The organism is Treponema denticola (assembly GCF_024181645.1).
Classification (GTDB): Bacteria; Spirochaetota; Spirochaetia; order Treponematales; family Treponemataceae; genus Treponema_B; species Treponema_B denticola_A.
The window spans coordinates 1328935-1348431 of the sequence record NZ_CP058624.1 but is presented as its reverse complement, the minus strand read 5'-3'; the positions used below and the strand labels follow the sequence as shown (position 1 = coordinate 1348431).

Sequence of the window (19497 nt, the reverse complement as noted above, 5' to 3'; positions counted from 1 at the left end):
TAATATATAATGACCAATACCGAAAATATACGCTGGAAACAGCGTTTTCAAAATTTTGAAAAAGCTTTTACCGTATTTAAGGATAGGTGTTCGGATGTTAAGGTGCATCCAAAAGGCTCAAAATATTATGATGCTTTTCAGATGGCCTTGGTACAGGCTTTTGAAATTCTCATAGAACTTTCATGGAAGGTTTTAAAAGACTATCTTGAAAATGAAGGGTATACGGAAGTCCAAACGGGAAAGAGAGCATTCCGTCAAGCCTTTCAAGATGGAATGATTGAAAATGGCGAGGTTTGGCTAAAGGCTCTTGAAATTAGAAATCATACAAGTCATATCTATGATGTTTCTATTCTTGAAGATCTTAATGTTTTTGTAATTGAAAGTTTTTTACCTGAAGTTAAAAAGCTGCATAATACACTGCAAGCGGAGCTTTAACTTATGCAGTACGGCTTGCCTGAAGAACATATCAAAATCATTTTAGACTATATTGCAAGGTATAGCGAAATCGAAGAAGCTGTTTTATTCGGTTCCCGTGCCTTAGGGACATATAAGCCGGGTTCGGATGTAGATATTGCCTTAAAAGGAAATGGAGTAGATTCTTTTTTGGCTGCACATTTAAAGTCGGAAATTGAGGAAGAAACATGCTTGCCTTATTTTTTTGATTTTGTTGCTTATTCTAAATTGAATCATAAAGATTTAATCAAGCATATTGATAAGTACGGTGTGGTGTTAAAGTAAAGAAAATTAAGTTTATGAAATTGATTGATATTAAACTTGGTAAATTCCTTATTGTAGGGGTGGTAAACACCCTTGTATTGGTGTTGATACTTTTACAGCCAAATAAATGATATGTAAATTTTTAGGAGAAGAAAAAAATGATTAAACAAGCTGTAATTAATCGAGGTGTTATTATATGTATTATTTAGTTTCTTTTTTGATTTTACTATCGATTTCGTTTGGTTGCTATTATATTTTAAATCGTAACAGAATGGCTTTTTCAAATGTGCTTCGGCTATCGTTTATATTTACGGCTATATCTCAAATCATAACATGTATGGCGATAGGGATAATACGAAAGATAACTATTATCCACATAAGTTTTAAATTATTTTCTTTAAATTTTAGATTTATTTTAAAATTTACTGTTGCTGCTGCCGCTTGTGAAATCCTACTTATTTTTTTGATTCATATTTTGAATTTGAAAAAAGAAAAGATTTCATGTACTTTTTCAACAGATAGAAACGTGTTTTCGGCTGTGCTTGTATATTTATATACCGGTTTTATAATGATTTCCATATATCTTTATTTATTTTTCCCTGCCCTAAACCTTGAACAGATGTTGTTTACGTTAAGTATGCCTATAATCGGAACAAGCTCACTGATTTTAATGAATTTTATCTTCCTTGTATTAGGTGTACCTATTATTGTTTTGTTGTTAAATTGTTTTTTTATTTGGAAAAAGGTTCAGTTTACTGTTAGGTTGGGAGATGGCAGGGGGCGGGCAAGAAGGATTTTTCCTATTTATATTAAGCACTGTAAAATTATGTTATCGATATTTGTTCTTCTTTCTGTTTGGTCATTTATTTATAAATTCGAACTTATTGATTTTATCAGGGTAGCATTAAAAGAAAATTCCTCATTTTATGAAAAACATTATATTGACCCCAAAACGTTAACTTTTAATTTTCCTGAACAAAAGAAGAATCTTATTTTAATTTATTTGGAATCCATGGAAGCTGAGGCTTCAAGTACTGCAAATCCGGGTGTAAATTTAATACCGGAGCTTTCTCAGCTTGCTGAAGAAAATATTTCTTTTAGTCATAATGATGGTTTAGGCGGCCAATTGCAGCTTGCCGGAACGGGATGGTCAATGGCATCTCTTTGTTGTACACATTTAGGCATTCCGCTTACTCTTCCTATAGGCGAAAATAGTTATGAATATACTGAGCATTTTTTTAATGGTGCGTATGGATTAGGAGATTTATTAAAAGATAACGGTTATGTATTGTCTTTTGTTATGGGGGCTGATGCAGAATTTGGCGGCTTGCGTGCTTTGTTGAAAACGCATGGTAATTTTGAAATAAAAGATTTAAAATATTATCAAAAAAACGGCTATGTTCCAAAAGATTATCATGTATGGTGGGGAATTGAAGATAAAAAAATAATTGAATATTCAAAAGAAGAGTTAATAGAGCTTAGTAATGATGATAGACCGTTTATGTTTTCTGTATTCTTAGAAGATACTCATTCTACAGGAGGATATATGGATGAGGATTGTGAAAAAAAGTATATAAATCAGATTCATAATGTGTTTGCATGTACCTCAAAAAGAGTAGCGAATTTTCTAGACTGGATTAAAGAGCAAAAATTTTATGATGATACTGTTATAATTATTTTAGGCGATCATCTTTATATGGGCGGTGATTTATATACTCAGAACAAATCCCATTATGAGAGACATGCTTATAATGTATTCATAAATACCGAAAAAGAAGCTGCTTTTAGCAAAAATAGAGCTTTTGCAACTTTTGATTTTTTTCCCACAATAGTTGAATCTTTGGGAATTGAATATAATGGGGGCGGTTTAGGAATTGGAAGGTCTTTGTTTTCAAATAAACCTACCTTACTTGAACAATATGGTGAAAAACAGTTAAATGAATTTATTAATTCTAAATCCTATTTTTATAGGAATGAGTTATTAAATAAGAAAAATACTCCATTGAAGTAAAAATAAGTATAGTTATATGCCATTTGTAATGACATAAATATGTCGATGGTATCAACTTATTTATGTCAGTGGTATTGACATATAATACGGAATAGAAATCATGCCTGCGTGGGAATATTTTGAATAATTTTTAAGGAACAGTTTATGACTCTAACAAAAACAGAAGAACCTTGGGATTTAATTATAGAACCAAAGCGTAAGCTTTTGGATATACCCATCCGCGAAGTAATAAGATATAGGGATCTGATTGCTCTTTTTATAAAGAGGGATTTTGTTACGCAGTACAAACAAACAATTTTGGGACCGTTGTGGTTTATTATAAACCCGCTTATTTCGACGGTAATGTATGCTTTCGTATTCGGAAATCTGGCAAAATTAAGCACTGATGGGGTTCCTCATATTTTATTTTATTATGCCGGAACAATGCTATGGTCTTTTTTTGCAGGCTGTTTTACCGATGCGACAAATATCTTTGTCGATAATGCTGGATTATTTGGAAAAGTATATTTTCCACGCTTAACAGTATCAGTTAGTAGTATAGCAGGAAAACTTATAAAAATATTTATTCAATTTTTGTGTTTAATGGGCTTTTTTGTTTATTATTTAGTAACTTCCGTCATTTTAAAACCTTCTTTGTTAGCTCTTCTTTTTCCTCTTATTTTGATTTGGATTGCAGCTGTTGCAACGGGTATGGGGATGGTTATATCGGCTTTAACAACTAAGTATAAGGATTTAAGACTCCTCGTAAATTTTGCCTTAAATCTTGCAATGTATGCCACGGCTGTAGTTTATCCGGTATCTCAAATTCCTCAAAGGTTTCATTGGGTTTTATATGCTAATCCCATGAATGCTCCTATTGAACTTTTTAGGTTTTGGTTTTATGGATCTGGAGGGATTCCCTTGCAAGCAATTATTTCGAGTATTTTGCTGACTTTTTTCTTTTTGTTTATAGGGCTTATTATGTTTAATCAAAATGAGCGTAACTTTATTGATGTGGTGTAGATTAAAATGTCAAATACTGTAATAAAGATAGAACATCTTTCTAAGATGTATAAACTTGGAGTAATAAACAATGGTGCTCTTTTTAGAGACATTCAGAGCTGGTGGGCTTTAAAAAAAGGAAAAGAAGACCCTCATGGAAAAATAGGGGCTGATAAGTATGAAGTCTCCAATACCGAATTTTGGGCATTAAAAGATTTAACTTTTGATATTAAGCAAGGGGACAGGGTCGGTATAATCGGCAAAAACGGAGCCGGTAAATCAACTCTTTTAAAAGTTCTTTCCCGTATTACGACACCTACTGAAGGGACTGTAAAAATAAGAGGAAAGGTTTCAAGCTTACTGGAAGTAGGTACGGGGTTTCATGGTGAACTTACCGGACGGGAAAATATTTATTTAAACGGAGCAATCCTTGGCATGAAAAAACGGGAGATTGACCGTAAACTTGATGAGATTATAGATTTTTCAGGTATTGAAAAGCACATAGATACGCCGGTAAAACGGTATTCAAGCGGGATGTATGTCCGCCTTGCTTTTGCGGTTGCTGCTCATTTGGATAGCGATATTTTGATAGCTGATGAAGTGCTGGCAGTCGGAGATGCAGAGTTTCAAAAGAAGGCTATTGGGAAGATGAGTGATTTATCTACTTCACGTGGGCGTACAGTATTGTTTGTAAGCCATAATATGGCAGCGGTAAAAGCGCTTTGTAATAAGGGAGTCATTCTTGAGAAGGGGAGATTGAAGTTTCAAGGGAATAGTATTGATAAAGTTTTGGATATATATAGTGGCAGAGCTGAAAGCCAAGTACCTATATTAAAGTGGGAGAATGCTGGATCTATAGAAAATATATATTTTACCCCTAATAGTATTAGTATTGTAGATAATACAGGTAAAGTAATTAATGATTCACTTGATTATGAATCGTCATATAAAGTTTTGCTTGAAGCGGATATAAAAGAGATTCTGCCAAACATAGATTTTTGGATATTGGTTTATAGAGATAATGTTTGTCTTTTTGCATTGAAAGGTGAAAATTATGATTTGCATACTGGTGTGAATGTCTTTGAATTTTATATCTATCCTAGAATGTTGCCTCCTGGTACTTATGATATAAGCTTAAGTTTATCTATTAAGAATACTATGTGGATTGTTAATCCTGATGAGCATGGTGTTGCTATATATTTTTCTGTTGCTTCAAGAAATTCAGATATATGGAAGAGTAAACAAATAAAATGAAAACAATAATTTTAGCGGGCGGACTGGGTACACGCCTTTCGGAAGAAACCGATTTAAAGCCTAAGCCTATGGTAGAGATAGGAGGAAAACCTATTCTTTGGCATATAATGAAGATATATTCTCATTATGGATATAATGATTTTATAATTTGTTGCGGATATAAGTCTTATTATATAAAGGATTATTTTTATCACTACTATATGCACTCAAGCGATATTACAGTAGATTTGGTTTCTAATGATGTTACCTATCACGATTCAGACTCGGAACCATGGAAAATTACATTGGTTGATACAGGTCTTAATACTATGACCGGAGGAAGAATCAAACGAGTTCAAAAATATATCGGTAATGAACCCTTTCTGCTGACATACGGGGATGGTGTAGGAAATATAAATATACCTGAATTGTTGGACTTTCATAAAAGAAATAAAAAGTTGGTAACCCTTACTGCTGTATTGCCTGACGGTAAGTTTGGTGCTTTAAGTTTAAATAGTACTGACGATATAACCGAATTTAGGGAAAAACCTGCAGGTGACGGCAGTTGGATAAACGGAGGATTTTTTGTTTGCCAACCTGAAGTCTTTGACTATATTAAAAAAGGAGATTCGACCATTTTTGAGAGAGAACCATTGGAGGGGCTTGCTCGGGATAACCAATTAAAGGCTTATAAGCATACAGGTTTTTGGAAACCTATGGATACGTTAAAACAAAAAATGGAATTAAATGCTTTGTGGGATTCCGATAATCCGCCTTGGAAGGTTTGGAAGTAGAGATGCTTAATTTTTATAAAAATAAATGTATTTTTATTACAGGCCATACAGGTTTTAAGGGAACATGGTTTTGCCGAATCTTAATTAATGCAGGAGCCAAAGTTACAGGTTACTCTCTTGCGCCTCCAACTACACCTTCTTTATATGAACTAACAGAAACGAATAGGAATATAGTTTCTATTTTAGGAGATATACGTGATGGTGTAAAGTTAGTTGAATCTGTAAAGGCTGCTAAACCGGATGTTATATTTCATCTTGCAGCGCAGCCTTTGGTTCGTCTTTCTTATAAAGAACCTGTTGAAACCTATAGTACGAATGTTATGGGTACCGTAAATATTTTGGAAGCGGTTAGGCAATGTAATTCCGTAAAATCTTTTGTAAATGTTACTACCGATAAGGTATACGAAAATAAAGAATGGTGCTGGGGTTACCGCGAAGATGAAAATCTTTGCGGCTTTGATCCCTATTCAAACAGTAAAAGCTGTAGTGAACTTGTTACCTACAGTTATAAAAATTCTTTCTTTACTGAGCCTGATAAATGTGCAATAAGTACAGCCAGAAGCGGAAATGTTATAGGCGGCGGAGATTATGCCGAAGACAGAATAATACCTGATTGTATCAGAGCTATTAAAAATGGTGAAACAATAGTATTAAGGAATCCGAATTCAACTCGTCCTTATCAGCATGTTCTTGAATGTTTATACGGATACCTGCTTTTAGCAAAAGCACAATATGGAAACAAAAAGCAGGAAGGAGCTTACAATTTTGGTCCTGATGAAGAAAGCAATGTTACAACGGGTGAGCTTTCGGATATTTTTTGTAAAGCTTGGGGAAACGGAGCCGCATGGAAAACTAATGCAGAAACTGATGCTCCGCACGAGGCAAACTTTTTAAAACTTGATAATACAAAAGCAAAAAACATATTAAGTTGGAGACCTCATTGGAATATACGAATGGCTATTGAAAAAGTTGTAGAATGGGAAAAAGCTGTAATAAATGGTGTATCTCCTAGAGAGATAACTGATAGGCAGATAGTGGAATACTTTAAAGGATTAACCAATGTTTGAAAACATGACAAAGGATGAGGCTAATAATTTTATACTCAATACTGTAAAAGATTACTACGGCAAGTATATGCAAAAACCTGAATACAAAGATGGCGATCGTATTCCTTATGCAAGCCGTGTCTTTGATGAAAAAGAAATGATTAATCTTGTTGATAGTGCTTTGGAATTTTGGCTTACATCTGGAAGATATACGGAAATATTTGAAAAAAAATTGGCCGAGTATTTAAATGTTAAACATTGCTCTTTGGTTAATTCCGGATCTTCTGCGAATCTGCTTGCCTTTATGGCCTTAACCTCTCCTTTGCTAGGTAAGAGGCAAATAAAACGAGGTGATGAAGTTATTACCGTAGCTTGCGGTTTTCCGACAACAGTTACTCCAGTCCTGCAATACGGAGCTGTTCCTGTTTTTGTAGATGTTACAATACCGCAATATAATATTGATGTAAGTGCGTTGGAAGCAGCTCTTTTGCCCAAGACAAAGGCTGTTATGATTGCCCACACTCTTGGTAATCCTTTTGATTTAAAGGCTGTCAAAGAATTTTGTACGAAAAATAATCTTTGGCTCATTGAAGACAACTGCGATGCATTAGGTTCTACTTATACAATAGACGGGTCAACTCAATTTACCGGAACATGGGGAGATATAGGAACCAGCAGTTTTTATCCGCCTCATCACATGACGATGGGAGAGGGCGGGGCTGTTTATACCTCAAACCCTTTGCTTCATAAGATAATTCGTTCAATGCGGGATTGGGGAAGAGATTGTGTATGTGCTTCGGGGCAGGATAATCGTTGCGGCCATCGTTTTGATAAACAATATGGACAGCTTCCTTTAGGATATGATCATAAATATGTATACAGCCATTTAGGTTATAATTTAAAAGCAACCGATATGCAGGCTGCAATAGGTTGTGCTCAGCTTGAAAAATTTCCGTCTTTTGTAAAAAAACGCCGTCATAATTGGCAGTATTTAAAAGATAATTTATTAGACTTAAAAGATAAACTGATTTTACCCGAGCCGATAGAATCTTCAAATCCAAGTTGGTTCGGTTTTATGATAACATGTAAAACAAATGAAGAGCGGAATAAGATTGTTGAAAAATTAGAAACCGAAAAAATACAAACGCGTGCACTGTTTGCCGGAAACTTGATAAGGCATCCATGTTTTGATCAGATACGTAACACCGATGAATACCGTGTCGTAGGTAGCCTTGAAAATACGGATAAGATTATGAACAACAGCTTTTGGATTGGTGTATATCCGGGTATGACAAAAGACATGCTTGATAAGATGGTGCAGGTGATAAAGTCGATTATATAATGATAGAAAAAAAAGAAACTCCCATTGAAGGGCTTTTTATACTTACAAATAATATATTTTCAGATTGTAGAGGCTCTTTTAAGAAACTTTTCACGCAAGAAGAATTTAAAACTCTGAATCTTGACTTTGATTTTAAAGAAATATATTATTCAATAAATAAAAAAAATGTAATACGAGGTATGCATTTCCAAATTCCTCCTCATGATCATATTAAGATGGTATATGTAATACAGGGAGAAATTACTGACGTCTGTTTGGATATAAGAGAGAATTCAAAAACATATGGGAAATGGTTTTCAGTAGAACTATCAGGAAAAGATGATTGTTATCTTTATATTCCAAAAGGAATAGCTCACGGTTTTGCTTCAAGGGAAGATATGTCTATTGTTCATTATGTACAGACAAGTTGTTACTCAAAGGAACATGACTGCGGTATACATTATAAATCCTTTGGTTTTGATTGGAATATAGCTGAACCTATTATTTCTGAAAGAGATGCTTCTTTCCCTGATATACATTATTATAAAGGTGTATTTTAGTATGAAAATATTGTGTACGGGTGCAACAGGTTTTATCGGTTCAAATCTTGTCCCTGCTCTTTTAACTCAAAGACATACTGTTGCTGTTTTAAAAAGAAAGACATCAGGTTTAAAACATCTTGAAAATTATAAAGGGAGTATTACTACTTATGATTATTCAACCTATTCCGATATATATGAAGTTTTACAAGAAAGTAAACCTGATTTGCTAATTCATTTGGCAACTTTATACATAAACAAACATACTGAAGACGATGTACAGCTTATTTTGGATTCAAATATATGTTTTGGAATGCATATTTTGGAAGCTATGAAAAGAAGCGGAGTATCTAAGATACTAAATTTCGGTACACGTTGGCAGCATATTAATAACGAATTATATAATCCTGCTAATTTGTATGCAGCAACAAAGCAGGCTTTTTACGATATTCTTCGTTGGTATAATAAAGACGGTATTATGTCAAAAACACTTGAGTTATGTGATACGTTTGGTCCGAATGATATACGTAAGAAAATAGTTAATTTACTTGTTGAAGCATGTAAAAATAAAAAAATGATAGATCTTTCTCCTGGTGAACAAATTTTGGATATTACCTATGTTGATAGCTTGGTAGAATATATTATCGCCAATATAGAAAATGATATTTTTTTTGATAATGCAGTAATCCAGATTGCGGGCTCAGAAATTAAATTAAAAGATTTAGGTAATATTATTGAAGATGCTTGCGGGGTAAGAGGTTTTTTTAATTGGGGTAAAATATGTTACCGTGAAAATGAAATAATGAAACCGCCTTTATGTAACAGCATCAAAAAAAAATACTTGACGGCAGATGCCGATATAAAGAATAGTATTATACATACATTTTTAGAATAAAAGTATATGGAAGCATATAAAAATGTTATTTTAGGTGCCGGTTTTGCAGGAATCGGAGCCGCATATGCCGCATTTTTAAACAATGATTTTGATACGGTTGTATTTGAACAGGATAAAACATGGGGCGGGTTATGTGGTTCATTTGAAAAATATGATTTTATCTTTGATAAAGCTGTTCATCTATCTTTTTCAGAGATAAAAATGGTACAGGATATTTTTTATAAAATACCGCATATAGAACATAAACCCGAGGCAAAAAATTATACCGACGGTTTTTGGGTTCGTCACCCTATTCAAAATAATTGCTTCGCCCTTCCTGTAGAGGAACGAATAAAAATTATAAAGAGTTTTATAAACCGATCTGAAAAAAAACGAAATCCCAAAAACTATCGTGATTATCTTGTTGCGCAATTTGGGGAATATTTTGCACAAAAATATCCTGAACAATATACAAAAAAATACTGGGCAGCAAAGCCTGAACAGTTAAACTGTGCATGGTGTGGGAATCGACTTTATATTCCGACTCTGGATGAGGTATTACGAGGGGCATTTACGGATAAGACTCCAAACACATATTATGCAAAGGAAATGCGTTATCCCGAGAAGGGTGCTTATAAAACTTTTTTGGCGAATATCGTTGACAGTCTGGATATACAATACAGAAAAAAAGCAATAAAAATAAATACGGACTTAAAACACATTGAATTCAGTGATGGTTCACTATGCGCATATCAAAATTTGATCAGTACTATTCCACTGCCTGAATTATGTTTTATGTGTGATTCAGTATCCGACTCAATAAAGAAAACTGCCTCAAATTTACAGGCAAGTTCTATCTGTTTGGTTTCAATAGGCTTTAATAAAATAGTAGATATTCCTGCATTGTGGTTTTATGTATATGATGAAGATATTCCTTTTGCAAGAGCTCATTCTCCAAGTATAAAGTCTCTGGCAAATGTTCCGAATGGAGCAAGTTCCTTGCAATGTGAGATTTACTACAGTAAAAATATGCCTCTTAGGTATTCCGACAAAGAACTCATAAATAAAACCGTGCAGTCACTTGCAAATATGAAAATTGCAAAAGAGCGGGATATTCTTTTTACGGATTTAAGACACATAAAATATGCAAATGTAATTTTTTATCATAATATTGAAAAATATAGAAAATTGTGTTATGAGTATATCTTATCAAAAGGCATTCGTACTGCAGGTAGATTTGGAAATTGGGATTACTTATGGAGTGATCAAAGTTTTATGAGTGGATATAATATTTCTAAGGAGTTATATGTACAATGCATTTCCAGCTAGAAAAACAATAAGCTAAATTGGTACGCTGTGTTACTGAAGTATGTTTGATATTGTTGCTGATGTAAGAAAGGACGTAAACCTTTTGGATACATGGATAAGTTTAGAATGATCTCAGAAAATTCAGTGTGAAATTTTAATTTAAAAAGGTCGCGTATACGGTTTATTGAGTTTTAGGAGATGCTATTATATTATATAAATGTGCTGAAGTGTTTAGAATACGATGATGATATTATATGGAGTTATCCTAATTTGAATATAAGGAAGTCATTGATTTAATAGGCAGAAGTAAAAAATAATTATATTTGAAAAAGACATAAAATGATTTTTTGTGAAAAAATAAAGGATAGTATTTATGAAAAATGAAATTGTACCAAGGTATTCAATTATATTACCGGTAAAAAATGTAAGGCCTTATATTGAGTCAGCCGTTAGTTCTGTTTTATCACAAAATTATTCAGATTATGAATTAATTATAAGTGATAATCAATCCGATGATGGTACTACTGAATATGTAGATACAATCAACCATAAAAATGTAAAAATATTTCACGTGCCTCGCCCTTTTACTATCGCCGAACATTTTGATTGGGCTCAATCTCATGCTGTAGGAACATGGCAGATGTATTTAGGGGGAGACGATGCCATTCAACCATATTTTTTTACTTTAGCTGATAAACTCACTGCAATTGCTGAATCAAAGAAAATATATGCTATTTCAAGTAGGCGTGGATATTATTTTTGGAATGGTTGTCAAGAACAACATGGAGATGTATGTGTGTCTTATTTTGCAGAGGATAAATATAAAATATTATCTGCAAAAAAAGAGATGTATAAGGCATTATGTGGAAAGTTACCCTGTGGATATTTTGATTTACCTCAAATGTATACCACATCCCTTTTTCATAAATCAATGATAGATGAGATAAGACAAAAACGGAAAGGTTTCTTTCTACATTCATATACAATTCAAGATGCTACCCTTGCTGCTATATCTATCTTATTTTCAGAAAAGATTCTACGTTCAGAAATTCCTTTAGGTTGGGTTGGTACCTCACCTAAGACAGCTTTCAGAGAGGAAACATGGAGTAATAATTTTAAATTGCGGCCTGAATCAGGAGATTTTACTATAAAGTCTCTGGAATTGTATTTATTGGATTCCTTATTGACTATTATGGAAGCTATTCCAAGCTTAAAGGTAGAAAAACTTTTTTCTTCTTTTTTTAAAGTTAAAATGTTTTCATCTATACTTGCAAATATTAAATATGCAAAAGAACCAAATAAATATGATGCTTTGTTAAAAGTAATAAAAGTAAATAATTGTAATATAACAGTTGTTAAATTATATAGTAAAATTTCTGTTATTTATATAAAAATTTTGAATTTCATAAGATGTATACTTTTTTTTCCTTGGCGTTGTGCCAGATATATTTTAAAACGCATTCCTTTTACTAAAAAATACTTTATAACTAAAGCTTCAATAAAAAGCGATATTAACCTATGTGTTTCTTGGAATGATGATCCCAATATGACAATGCAAAAAGCATCAAGAATGGTTATGGATTTGATAAATAAAAACATAAATTTTGAGGATCTTAAAATGTAATAAACCTATTTATAATTGATTAGCTAATTTTAATAAAAATTACCAAAATAAAGTTAAGACTAAATGTTACTATTATTGAGTTAAAAAATATAATGATTGATGCCATATGAACAAAATAACCATATTAATGCCTTCTTATAATAGAGGAGCATATATTAATGAAGCAGTTGCATCCGTATTAAACCAAAAAACTGATTTTGGTGTTAAACTTATTATAACGGACGATTGTTCGACAGACGGATCTATTGAAATAATAAAAAAACTGCAAGAAAAACATCCCGAAAAAATTGAAATATTGTTATCTGAAAAAAACGAACGGCTTCTTGCTAACATTCTTAAAGCTCAGGTTAAGGTTGAAACCGAATACTTTTCTGTGCTCGATCCGGACGATTATTATACTGATGAGTTTTTTTTACAAAAAGCAGTTGACTATCTTGAAAAACATGAAGATTTTACTATTTATAGTTCAAACTGTATGATGGTGTATGAAAACAAAACCGAAAAACCGTTTATTGAAAATAATGTAAAAGAAGCTATATTTGATTTTAATGATTTACTCCAAGATAAACCTATTATAACCCAAACTGCCGGAAGTATATTTAGAAATGCTGTGTATAATAATGGTATACCTCAGATAATAAAAGAATCTATAGGTACGCCAAGTGAAACATCATTTAGAGATGATACATGTAGGTATATAATTCATTTATATAAAGGAAAAGCCTTTTTTAGAAATGAGGTTGTTGCCGTATATAGAATACATAAAGATGGGATATGGACGAAAGCTAATCAATTTCAACGCAATTTATTTTCAGTACAGGCTTATTATGATTTTTTCCGATACTTCAATTATACTCATGCAGATTATTTTATACATCGTTCTTTATTTTATGTAAAAGAATGTTTTACAGAATTAGAAAAGGCAATCGATAAAAGAAAATTTACACAAACAATCGAACAATCAGATATGGTGCGATTATTTAATATAATAGTTGAAGATGAAAAATACTTTAAAAAAGCTACTGATGATAATAGCAGACTGCATATAAAAAAATCTTCAACATTAAGAAAAATAATAAAGTATATTTTACCTTACGGTTTTGTGCGTCTGATTCAAAAAATAAGGAGATAATAATATGACTCTTTCCCCCCCCCCAATAATTATAGGTACATCCAGTTTTGCGGCAAGCGGTGGTTCAGCTCTTACGAATATTTTAGAGGAATTTTCTGCCTTTTCGGTTCTTAAGGGCGGAGCACAATTTGAATGTAAATTTTTTACCGAAAATATATTTGCTTTGGAAATGGCTTTAAGGATTGGTGCTGGTATAGATAAAGCCGCAAAGACGTTTTTACACCACGCACTACAAACTTCAAAAGATATTGATTATAAAAATAATTTCGGACCTGAATTTTTAAATTATACATTCGAATATATCGATTCTGTTACGGAAAATTATCTAGGTGCTGTTCATAAAGATTATGACTATGTCTTTCTTGATCCGGCTGAACGTGCGATATTCTCGAAAGCACAAAAGCTTTATAATTATAAATACGGTAAACGCTCTTACGAAGCCTATGAACCGTACCATTGGGAGCCTTCTTATATTCCATTTGGAAAAGTATATTACGGTAATTTCCCGAACGATTTTTATGATAAAACACAAAAATATATAGAAAAAATATTTTCGCCTCTTTATGTTGAAAATAAAAGATATATTTTAGTTGATGCTCTTTATACTGCTACTTCTACAACCTCAAATGAGATCAAATATTACAAGAATTCGAAGGCTTTAATTGCCAACAGAGATCCACGTGATTTATATGTTATAAACAAGGAAATATACGGAGAATGGTATATGCCAACATGGAATGTAGAAGCTTGGATTAAATATTATAAAAACAGACGGCAAAGTATTAAACCCCAAAAGGAAAACAATAAAGATAATATCTTGCATCTTCAATTTGAAGAGCTTATTTACAATTATGAAGAAAGTTTAGCAAAAATTAAAGAGTTTTTAAACTTAAAAGATTCGGAGCATACAAAAAAAGGACAAATCTTTATTCCGGAAAAATCACAAACTAATACACAAGTTTTTAGAAAGTATCCGCAGTATTTAAAAGATATTGAAAAAATAGAGAAGGAATTGCCAGAATTCTGTTATCCTTACTCCGAAACACAAATACGCCATTTTCTTCCCGAAGAAATAAAAGGTGAACACCGAGAAACTCTGGAAGATATACGTAAAACCGTTTGTATTTTTCAAAAAACCGGAAAATTGCCGTTTCCAAATAAAAAAGGAGCTTTTTTATTCTCTAAATTAGGGAATAGAATGGAAAATTTTAAATATAGAAAAACGTTATTTTCAAAGATAAAAGGCATAATAAAGTTGCTACTGTTTTTTCCATATTACCTGGCAGATTTTTATAAGCAACTTAAGTTTCTTAATGAATATCAAGCCAAAAACAAAGATAAGGTTGTGGAATTTAAATAAGGTTTATTAAATAAATATGCAAAAGTACAATATTGCAGTGGCCGGAACTGGCTATGTCGGATTAAGTATTGCCGTACTCCTTTCGCAGCATAATGAAGTTTATGCGGTAGATATAGTACCTGACAGGGTTAATCTTATAAATAATAAAAAATCTCCTATTCAGGATAAGGAGATCGAAGATTATCTTTTAACAAAGCCGCTTAATCTTAAAGCTACACTTGATGCAGTTTCTGCGTATTCTAATGCGGATTTTGTTGTAATTGCGACACCTACTAATTATGATCCGCAAAAAAATTTTTTTGATACAAGTGCTGTTGAAGCCGTAATAAAACTTGTTATGCATTATAATCCTAATGCTGTTATGGTTATCAAATCTACTATTCCGGTCGGTTTTACAAAAACAATACGGGAAAAAACCGGAAGCAAAAATATTTTATTTAGTCCGGAGTTTTTACGTGAAAGTAACGCTCTTTTTGATAACCTTCATCCAAGCAGAATTATTGTAGGTACCGATTTAGAAGATAAAAGACTCACTGAGGCAGCTAAAGAATTTGCCCGATTATTGCAAGATGGGGCTCTCAAAGAAAATATTGATACATTATTTATGGATTTTACTGAGGCGGAAGCTGTAAAGCTATTTGCAAATACCTATCTGGCTCTGCGAGTGAGCTTTTTTAATGAGCTTGATACTTATGCAGAACTGAAGGGACTGAATACTCAGTCTATAATAAACGGTGTTTGTCTTGATCCGAGGATAGGTCTTTTTTATAATAATCCCTCGTTTGGATACGGCGGTTATTGCCTTCCAAAAGATACAAAGCAGCTTTTAGCTAACTATCAGGATGTCCCACAAAATCTTATTCAAGCGATTGTGGAGTCCAATAGAACGCGAAAAGATTTTATTGCCGATAGAATTTTGCAAAAAGCCGGATATTATGATTATTCTGCTTCGGTTTCTTTTGATTCTTTCTCCGAAAAGAAGATAACTATAGGCGTCTATCGTCTTATTATGAAATCAAATAGCGATAACTTTCGCCAAAGTTCAATTCAGGGTATTATGAAACGTATTAAAGCAAAAGGTGCTGATGTTATCATATATGAACCTAATTTAAATGACGGCGAAACATTTTTCGGTAGTCTTGTTGTAAATGATTTGGAAAAATTTAAAAAAATGAGTGCAGTTATAATTGCAAACCGTTATGATTCTTTACTTGCCGATGTTCAAGAGAAAATATATACACGGGATTTATTTGGAAGAGACTGATATTATTATGAATAACGATGTGAATGATACGATAACGATAATAATTCCGACATATAATAAAGTTGATTTTATTTCTCAAACAATTGAAAGTGCTTTAAATCAAACTTATTCTGACTATAAGATTCTGGTTGTTGATGATTGCTCCTCTGATGGGACAGATTTAATAGTAAAAAAATATATATCAGATAAACTTAGATATATTAGACATGAAAAAAATTTAGGGCCAAGTGTAACATATAATGATGGAATTCTTATGTCTGATTCCAAATATGTTACTATCCTTGACAATGATGATGTTTTATTACCCAATCATTTAGAGCTGATAATGCAAGAATTTAAGAAAGATGAACATTTAGATGTCGTATTTTCAAGATTGGCTGTAATTGATGAAAACAATAATATCACGAATGAAAGAAGGATTAATACAAACAAAGATAAATACAGCTTAATAAGACAAGCCTTTTATGTTAGTAATATTTTTCCTTCTCCAGGAGTTGCTTTTAATAAAACGTTTTTTAAACAAATTGGGCTATTTAATACTGGTTTAATTTTAATGCATGATTATGCACTAAATATAAAAACGGTTGTATATGGGCGATTTACAATTTTACCTCAAATAACTGTTTATTATAGGCGTTTCTCTGATAATAAAAAAAATCTTAGTGCTCTCGGTGAGTGGCAGCATAATTGTGAAGTTTTTGAGCGCAACATCGTTAGAGATATTATTTTTGATTCTATACCTAAAGATGAGTTTACCTCCTTTTTTCCTCAGTTTACTAATGTCGGTAATACTGAGTATACCGATTTTCTTTTGATAAAAGAGTCTTGTCTTTCGCAGTCTCACGATCTAAATGAATGGGGGTTTTCCAGGATCCAAAAATATTTAGATGATAACCGTGATTTTTTTACTAACAATGTTTTTAATTTTCAATACACTGATTATATAGACTTATATAAGAAAAGGATAAAGCTTAACTATACCCAGCTTACACGTAAGCAAAAGCTAATAAAAATGCTGAAAAAAATAATTAGAAGCATGATCGGTAGATTGTACAAGATGCTATAAAGAGTACTATATATAAAAAATCATTGGAAGGTTTTGATGAATTGTCCTGTTTTTTCGATTCTAATTCCCGTATATAATACGGAATGTTATTTAACTCGTGCCTTAGATTCAATTGTAAATCAGAGTTTTGATTTAGACAAAGTGGAGGTAATTGTTGTCAATGATGGTTCTCCTAATACCGATCTTTGTGATAAAATCGTAACTAATTATTCAAATACTCTTCATATTACCTACATAAAAAAAACTAAAAATGAAGGATTATATTTAGCAAGGAAGACAGGTGTTGAAAATGCACGTGGGAAATATTATTTAAATCTTGATGCTGACGATGAGCATACTCCTGAGGCTTATGAAACACTTTTTAATGTGTTAAAAAAACATAAAGAGCAGGATTTGGACTATATTGAATTTCAAATTTATGAAATTGGAAGTAGAAAAGAACCTTACACATATCCTATATGTGATAATAGAAACCTTGATATATTGTTACAACAAGAAATATGGACATCAATGTGTTATCGGTGTTTTAATACTGACTTTTTAAAAAAAGTATATTCAAATATGAATAATTTTTATGCTGTGACAATTGAAGATTTTTATCAAAGTGTTATATGCGAATATTATTCAAAAAGTAAAATTTCTATTCCGGAATTTTTATATAATCGTTATTTAGATATAGGAGTTTCTTCACGACGCCACTATGATGATATTGAAATATTTCTTAAAATGCAAGTAAGTGTTGAAAATGTTTTTCATAATATTTATGAGTTTTTTCATTCTAAAAATATTTATAACTATGATATTTATCTAAATAAGTTCTATAATAAATTTTATATAGATGCCTTAGATATAACTTCAAATACAATGGTGATTGATATAGCTTTAGATAAAATTGATGATAAGTATCTTCATAAATATTTAATCGAACAATATAAAAACTTGTCTCATAATATGACAAGATATAGAGCCTTGTTACCAATAGCAAGTCGGTTAACTAAGCCTATGAAGTTTTTAAGCTCTATTAAAAGTTATTTTAAATTACACAACAATTTCTAGACAATATATGCGAAGAGCAAAGATAATACAATTATTTACAATTACAGATTCTCGAGGAAGTTTATCTTTCTTTGAAGAAAATAATCCTATTCCATTTAAAATTCAATCCTCATATTGGATATTTAATGGATGTCAAAGACAAGATTATGCACATAAAGAGAGTGAAGAATTTATAGTTGCGTTATCAGGTCATTGTGACATTATTATTGATGATGGAAAAATAAAAAAAAAATATATGCTTACTAAACCTTCTTATGGATTATATATACCTGATTTACATTGGAGTAAAATAGAAAATTTTTCCAAAGACTTTATATTGCTGGTTATTACTTCTTCTGAAATTGATAAAATAGATTGCATTTATGATTATGATGAGTTTTTAAATTTGCTAAATAAATGAAAAAATATAATGTGTACAGTTGTTCTGTTATTGAACTGAGAAAAGAATATTTATTGGGCGGCTATATGCTTGGCATCGGAAATAATAAAAATATTCCCTTTCAGGTTAAGAGGTGTTATTATTTGTATGATGTTCCAAACAATGAAAAAAGAGGAGCGCATGCTCATAAAAATTTAATACAGTTAATGATTGCAGTTTCAGGTTCTTTTGATATATGCCTGGATGATGGATTGAATAAACAAAGATTTACTTTAAATTCTCCATATCAGGGTTTGCTAATTGTTCCCGGTATTTGGCGAGATTTGAAAAATTTTTCATCGGAAGCTATTTGCTTAGTACTTACATCTGAACTTTATGATGAAGCCGATTATATTAGAAACTATGATGATTTTTTACAATACCGAAAAATGAATGTACATTAGGGATATAGCAAAAATGTCCATATCCCTGATAATATTTCTCTTTTCGGAGGGTATATTCAAGATGATTTAGTTGCAGGTTCCGTAGTTTTTTATTTTCCAAAAACAAAAACGATACATACTCAATATTTATGTGCTAAATAGGAATTTGCAAAATTAGGCCCAATGAGTTTTATGTATTATTCTATGATACTTGAAGCAAAAAAAATAAATTATCAAAAAATATCATGGGGTGTTTCAACCGAAGATTTTAGCCATTATCTTAATCAAGGTTTATTAAAAAATAAAGAGGCTTACGGTAGTACTTATTCAATAAATAAAACTCTTTATAAAGAGTTGTAAACATAGAAGT

General features: G+C 31.8%; 19 protein-coding genes and 1 pseudogene. All 20 read left to right on the top strand.

Features of this window, described 5'->3' with window-relative positions; translation table 11 throughout:
• The first annotated feature begins 9 nt into the window (after positions 1-9).
• Entirely contained in the window at positions 10-435 is a 426-nt protein-coding gene (locus tag HO345_RS06400; protein ID WP_253684539.1) for an HI0074 family nucleotidyltransferase substrate-binding subunit, read from the top strand.
• A 3-nt stretch (positions 436-438) separates the two neighbouring features.
• A complete protein-coding gene (locus tag HO345_RS06395; RefSeq protein WP_010697199.1) occupies positions 439-738 on the top strand; it encodes a nucleotidyltransferase family protein in 300 nt (99 codons plus the stop codon).
• A gap of 175 nt (positions 739-913) precedes the next feature.
• A complete protein-coding gene (locus tag HO345_RS06390; protein ID WP_253684538.1) occupies positions 914-2728 on the top strand; it encodes a sulfatase-like hydrolase/transferase in 1815 nt (604 codons plus the stop codon).
• Positions 2729-2872: 144 nt separating this feature from the next.
• Positions 2873-3730, top strand: coding sequence for an ABC transporter permease (locus HO345_RS06385; protein ID WP_253684537.1), 858 nt, complete (start codon positions 2873-2875; stop codon positions 3728-3730).
• A gap of 6 nt (positions 3731-3736) precedes the next feature.
• Positions 3737-4963, top strand: a complete 1227-nt coding sequence (locus tag HO345_RS06380) for an ABC transporter ATP-binding protein (protein WP_010697209.1) — start codon at positions 3737-3739, stop codon at positions 4961-4963.
• Entirely contained in the window at positions 4960-5736 is a 777-nt protein-coding gene (gene rfbF / locus HO345_RS06375; RefSeq protein WP_010697210.1) for a glucose-1-phosphate cytidylyltransferase, read from the top strand. Before HO345_RS06380 ends, rfbF begins: the two co-directional genes overlap by 4 nt.
• A 2-nt stretch (positions 5737-5738) precedes the next feature.
• Positions 5739-6803 (top strand): CDP-glucose 4,6-dehydratase, encoded by a 1065-nt coding sequence (rfbG, locus tag HO345_RS06370; RefSeq protein ID WP_010697212.1) that lies wholly within the window; start codon positions 5739-5741, stop codon positions 6801-6803.
• Complete coding sequence (gene rfbH, locus HO345_RS06365; protein ID WP_010697214.1) at positions 6796-8124, top strand: lipopolysaccharide biosynthesis protein RfbH; 1329 nt, start codon at positions 6796-6798, stop codon at positions 8122-8124. The genes rfbG and rfbH overlap by 8 nt, the downstream gene beginning before the upstream one ends.
• Positions 8124-8663: a dTDP-4-dehydrorhamnose 3,5-epimerase family protein gene (locus HO345_RS06360; protein WP_010697215.1), complete on the top strand. Its 540-nt coding sequence runs from the start codon at positions 8124-8126 to the stop codon at positions 8661-8663. The genes rfbH and HO345_RS06360 overlap by 1 nt, the downstream gene beginning before the upstream one ends.
• 1 nt (position 8664) lies before the next feature.
• The gene (locus HO345_RS06355) at positions 8665-9537 is read left to right on the top strand and encodes an NAD-dependent epimerase/dehydratase family protein (RefSeq protein WP_155237480.1); all 873 of its coding nucleotides are present in this window, start codon (positions 8665-8667) and stop codon (positions 9535-9537) included.
• A 6-nt stretch (positions 9538-9543) separates the two neighbouring features.
• Positions 9544-10845, top strand: a complete 1302-nt coding sequence (locus HO345_RS06350; RefSeq protein ID WP_010697217.1) for a protoporphyrinogen/coproporphyrinogen oxidase — start codon at positions 9544-9546, stop codon at positions 10843-10845.
• Between the two features lie 352 nt (positions 10846-11197).
• Complete coding sequence (locus HO345_RS06345; protein WP_010697218.1) at positions 11198-12448, top strand: glycosyltransferase family 2 protein; 1251 nt, start codon at positions 11198-11200, stop codon at positions 12446-12448.
• A gap of 106 nt (positions 12449-12554) precedes the next feature.
• Entirely contained in the window at positions 12555-13580 is a 1026-nt protein-coding gene (locus HO345_RS06340; RefSeq protein ID WP_010697219.1) for a glycosyltransferase, read from the top strand.
• A 4-nt stretch (positions 13581-13584) separates the two neighbouring features.
• Positions 13585-14940 carry a sulfotransferase family protein gene (locus HO345_RS06335; protein ID WP_366796630.1) on the top strand — a complete coding sequence of 452 codons (1356 nt, stop codon included), beginning with the start codon at positions 13585-13587 and terminating at the stop codon, positions 14938-14940.
• Positions 14941-14956: 16 nt separating this feature from the next.
• Positions 14957-16204: a nucleotide sugar dehydrogenase gene (locus HO345_RS06330; RefSeq protein WP_253684536.1), complete on the top strand. Its 1248-nt coding sequence runs from the start codon at positions 14957-14959 to the stop codon at positions 16202-16204.
• Between the two features lie 7 nt (positions 16205-16211).
• Positions 16212-17270: a glycosyltransferase gene (locus HO345_RS06325; protein WP_253684535.1), complete on the top strand. Its 1059-nt coding sequence runs from the start codon at positions 16212-16214 to the stop codon at positions 17268-17270.
• A gap of 36 nt (positions 17271-17306) precedes the next feature.
• Positions 17307-18326, top strand: a complete 1020-nt coding sequence (locus HO345_RS06320; protein ID WP_253684534.1) for a glycosyltransferase family 2 protein — start codon at positions 17307-17309, stop codon at positions 18324-18326.
• A 7-nt stretch (positions 18327-18333) separates the two neighbouring features.
• Positions 18334-18726, top strand: a complete 393-nt coding sequence (locus HO345_RS06315; RefSeq protein ID WP_002678015.1) for a sugar 3,4-ketoisomerase — start codon at positions 18334-18336, stop codon at positions 18724-18726.
• On the top strand, positions 18723-19148 hold the full coding sequence (locus HO345_RS06310) for a sugar 3,4-ketoisomerase (RefSeq protein ID WP_253684533.1): 426 nt from the start codon (positions 18723-18725) through the stop codon (positions 19146-19148). The genes HO345_RS06315 and HO345_RS06310 overlap by 4 nt, the downstream gene beginning before the upstream one ends.
• Before the next feature lie 9 nt (positions 19149-19157).
• A pseudogene (locus HO345_RS13135) lies at positions 19158-19487 on the top strand (GNAT family N-acetyltransferase); the annotation flags it as partial.
• Positions 19488-19497 lie beyond the last annotated feature (10 nt).

What these genes read in the sequence shown, in the direction of transcription:
- HO345_RS06400 (WP_253684539.1), top strand. Translation starts at nt 10, where the DNA reads ATGACCAATACCGAAAATATACGCTGGAAACAGCGTTTTCAAAATTTT.
- HO345_RS06395 (WP_010697199.1), top strand. Translation starts at nt 439, where the DNA reads ATGCAGTACGGCTTGCCTGAAGAACATATCAAAATCATTTTAGACTAT.
- HO345_RS06390 (WP_253684538.1), top strand. Translation starts at nt 914, where the DNA reads ATGTATTATTTAGTTTCTTTTTTGATTTTACTATCGATTTCGTTTGGT.
- HO345_RS06385 (WP_253684537.1), top strand. Translation starts at nt 2,873, where the DNA reads ATGACTCTAACAAAAACAGAAGAACCTTGGGATTTAATTATAGAACCA.
- HO345_RS06380 (WP_010697209.1), top strand. Translation starts at nt 3,737, where the DNA reads ATGTCAAATACTGTAATAAAGATAGAACATCTTTCTAAGATGTATAAA.
- rfbF (WP_010697210.1), top strand. Translation starts at nt 4,960, where the DNA reads ATGAAAACAATAATTTTAGCGGGCGGACTGGGTACACGCCTTTCGGAA.
- rfbG (WP_010697212.1), top strand. Translation starts at nt 5,739, where the DNA reads ATGCTTAATTTTTATAAAAATAAATGTATTTTTATTACAGGCCATACA.
- rfbH (WP_010697214.1), top strand. Translation starts at nt 6,796, where the DNA reads ATGTTTGAAAACATGACAAAGGATGAGGCTAATAATTTTATACTCAAT.
- HO345_RS06360 (WP_010697215.1), top strand. Translation starts at nt 8,124, where the DNA reads ATGATAGAAAAAAAAGAAACTCCCATTGAAGGGCTTTTTATACTTACA.
- HO345_RS06355 (WP_155237480.1), top strand. Translation starts at nt 8,665, where the DNA reads ATGAAAATATTGTGTACGGGTGCAACAGGTTTTATCGGTTCAAATCTT.
- HO345_RS06350 (WP_010697217.1), top strand. Translation starts at nt 9,544, where the DNA reads ATGGAAGCATATAAAAATGTTATTTTAGGTGCCGGTTTTGCAGGAATC.
- HO345_RS06345 (WP_010697218.1), top strand. Translation starts at nt 11,198, where the DNA reads ATGAAAAATGAAATTGTACCAAGGTATTCAATTATATTACCGGTAAAA.
- HO345_RS06340 (WP_010697219.1), top strand. Translation starts at nt 12,555, where the DNA reads ATGAACAAAATAACCATATTAATGCCTTCTTATAATAGAGGAGCATAT.
- HO345_RS06335 (WP_366796630.1), top strand. Translation starts at nt 13,585, where the DNA reads ATGACTCTTTCCCCCCCCCCAATAATTATAGGTACATCCAGTTTTGCG.
- HO345_RS06330 (WP_253684536.1), top strand. Translation starts at nt 14,957, where the DNA reads ATGCAAAAGTACAATATTGCAGTGGCCGGAACTGGCTATGTCGGATTA.
- HO345_RS06325 (WP_253684535.1), top strand. Translation starts at nt 16,212, where the DNA reads ATGAATAACGATGTGAATGATACGATAACGATAATAATTCCGACATAT.
- HO345_RS06320 (WP_253684534.1), top strand. Translation starts at nt 17,307, where the DNA reads ATGAATTGTCCTGTTTTTTCGATTCTAATTCCCGTATATAATACGGAA.
- HO345_RS06315 (WP_002678015.1), top strand. Translation starts at nt 18,334, where the DNA reads ATGCGAAGAGCAAAGATAATACAATTATTTACAATTACAGATTCTCGA.
- HO345_RS06310 (WP_253684533.1), top strand. Translation starts at nt 18,723, where the DNA reads ATGAAAAAATATAATGTGTACAGTTGTTCTGTTATTGAACTGAGAAAA.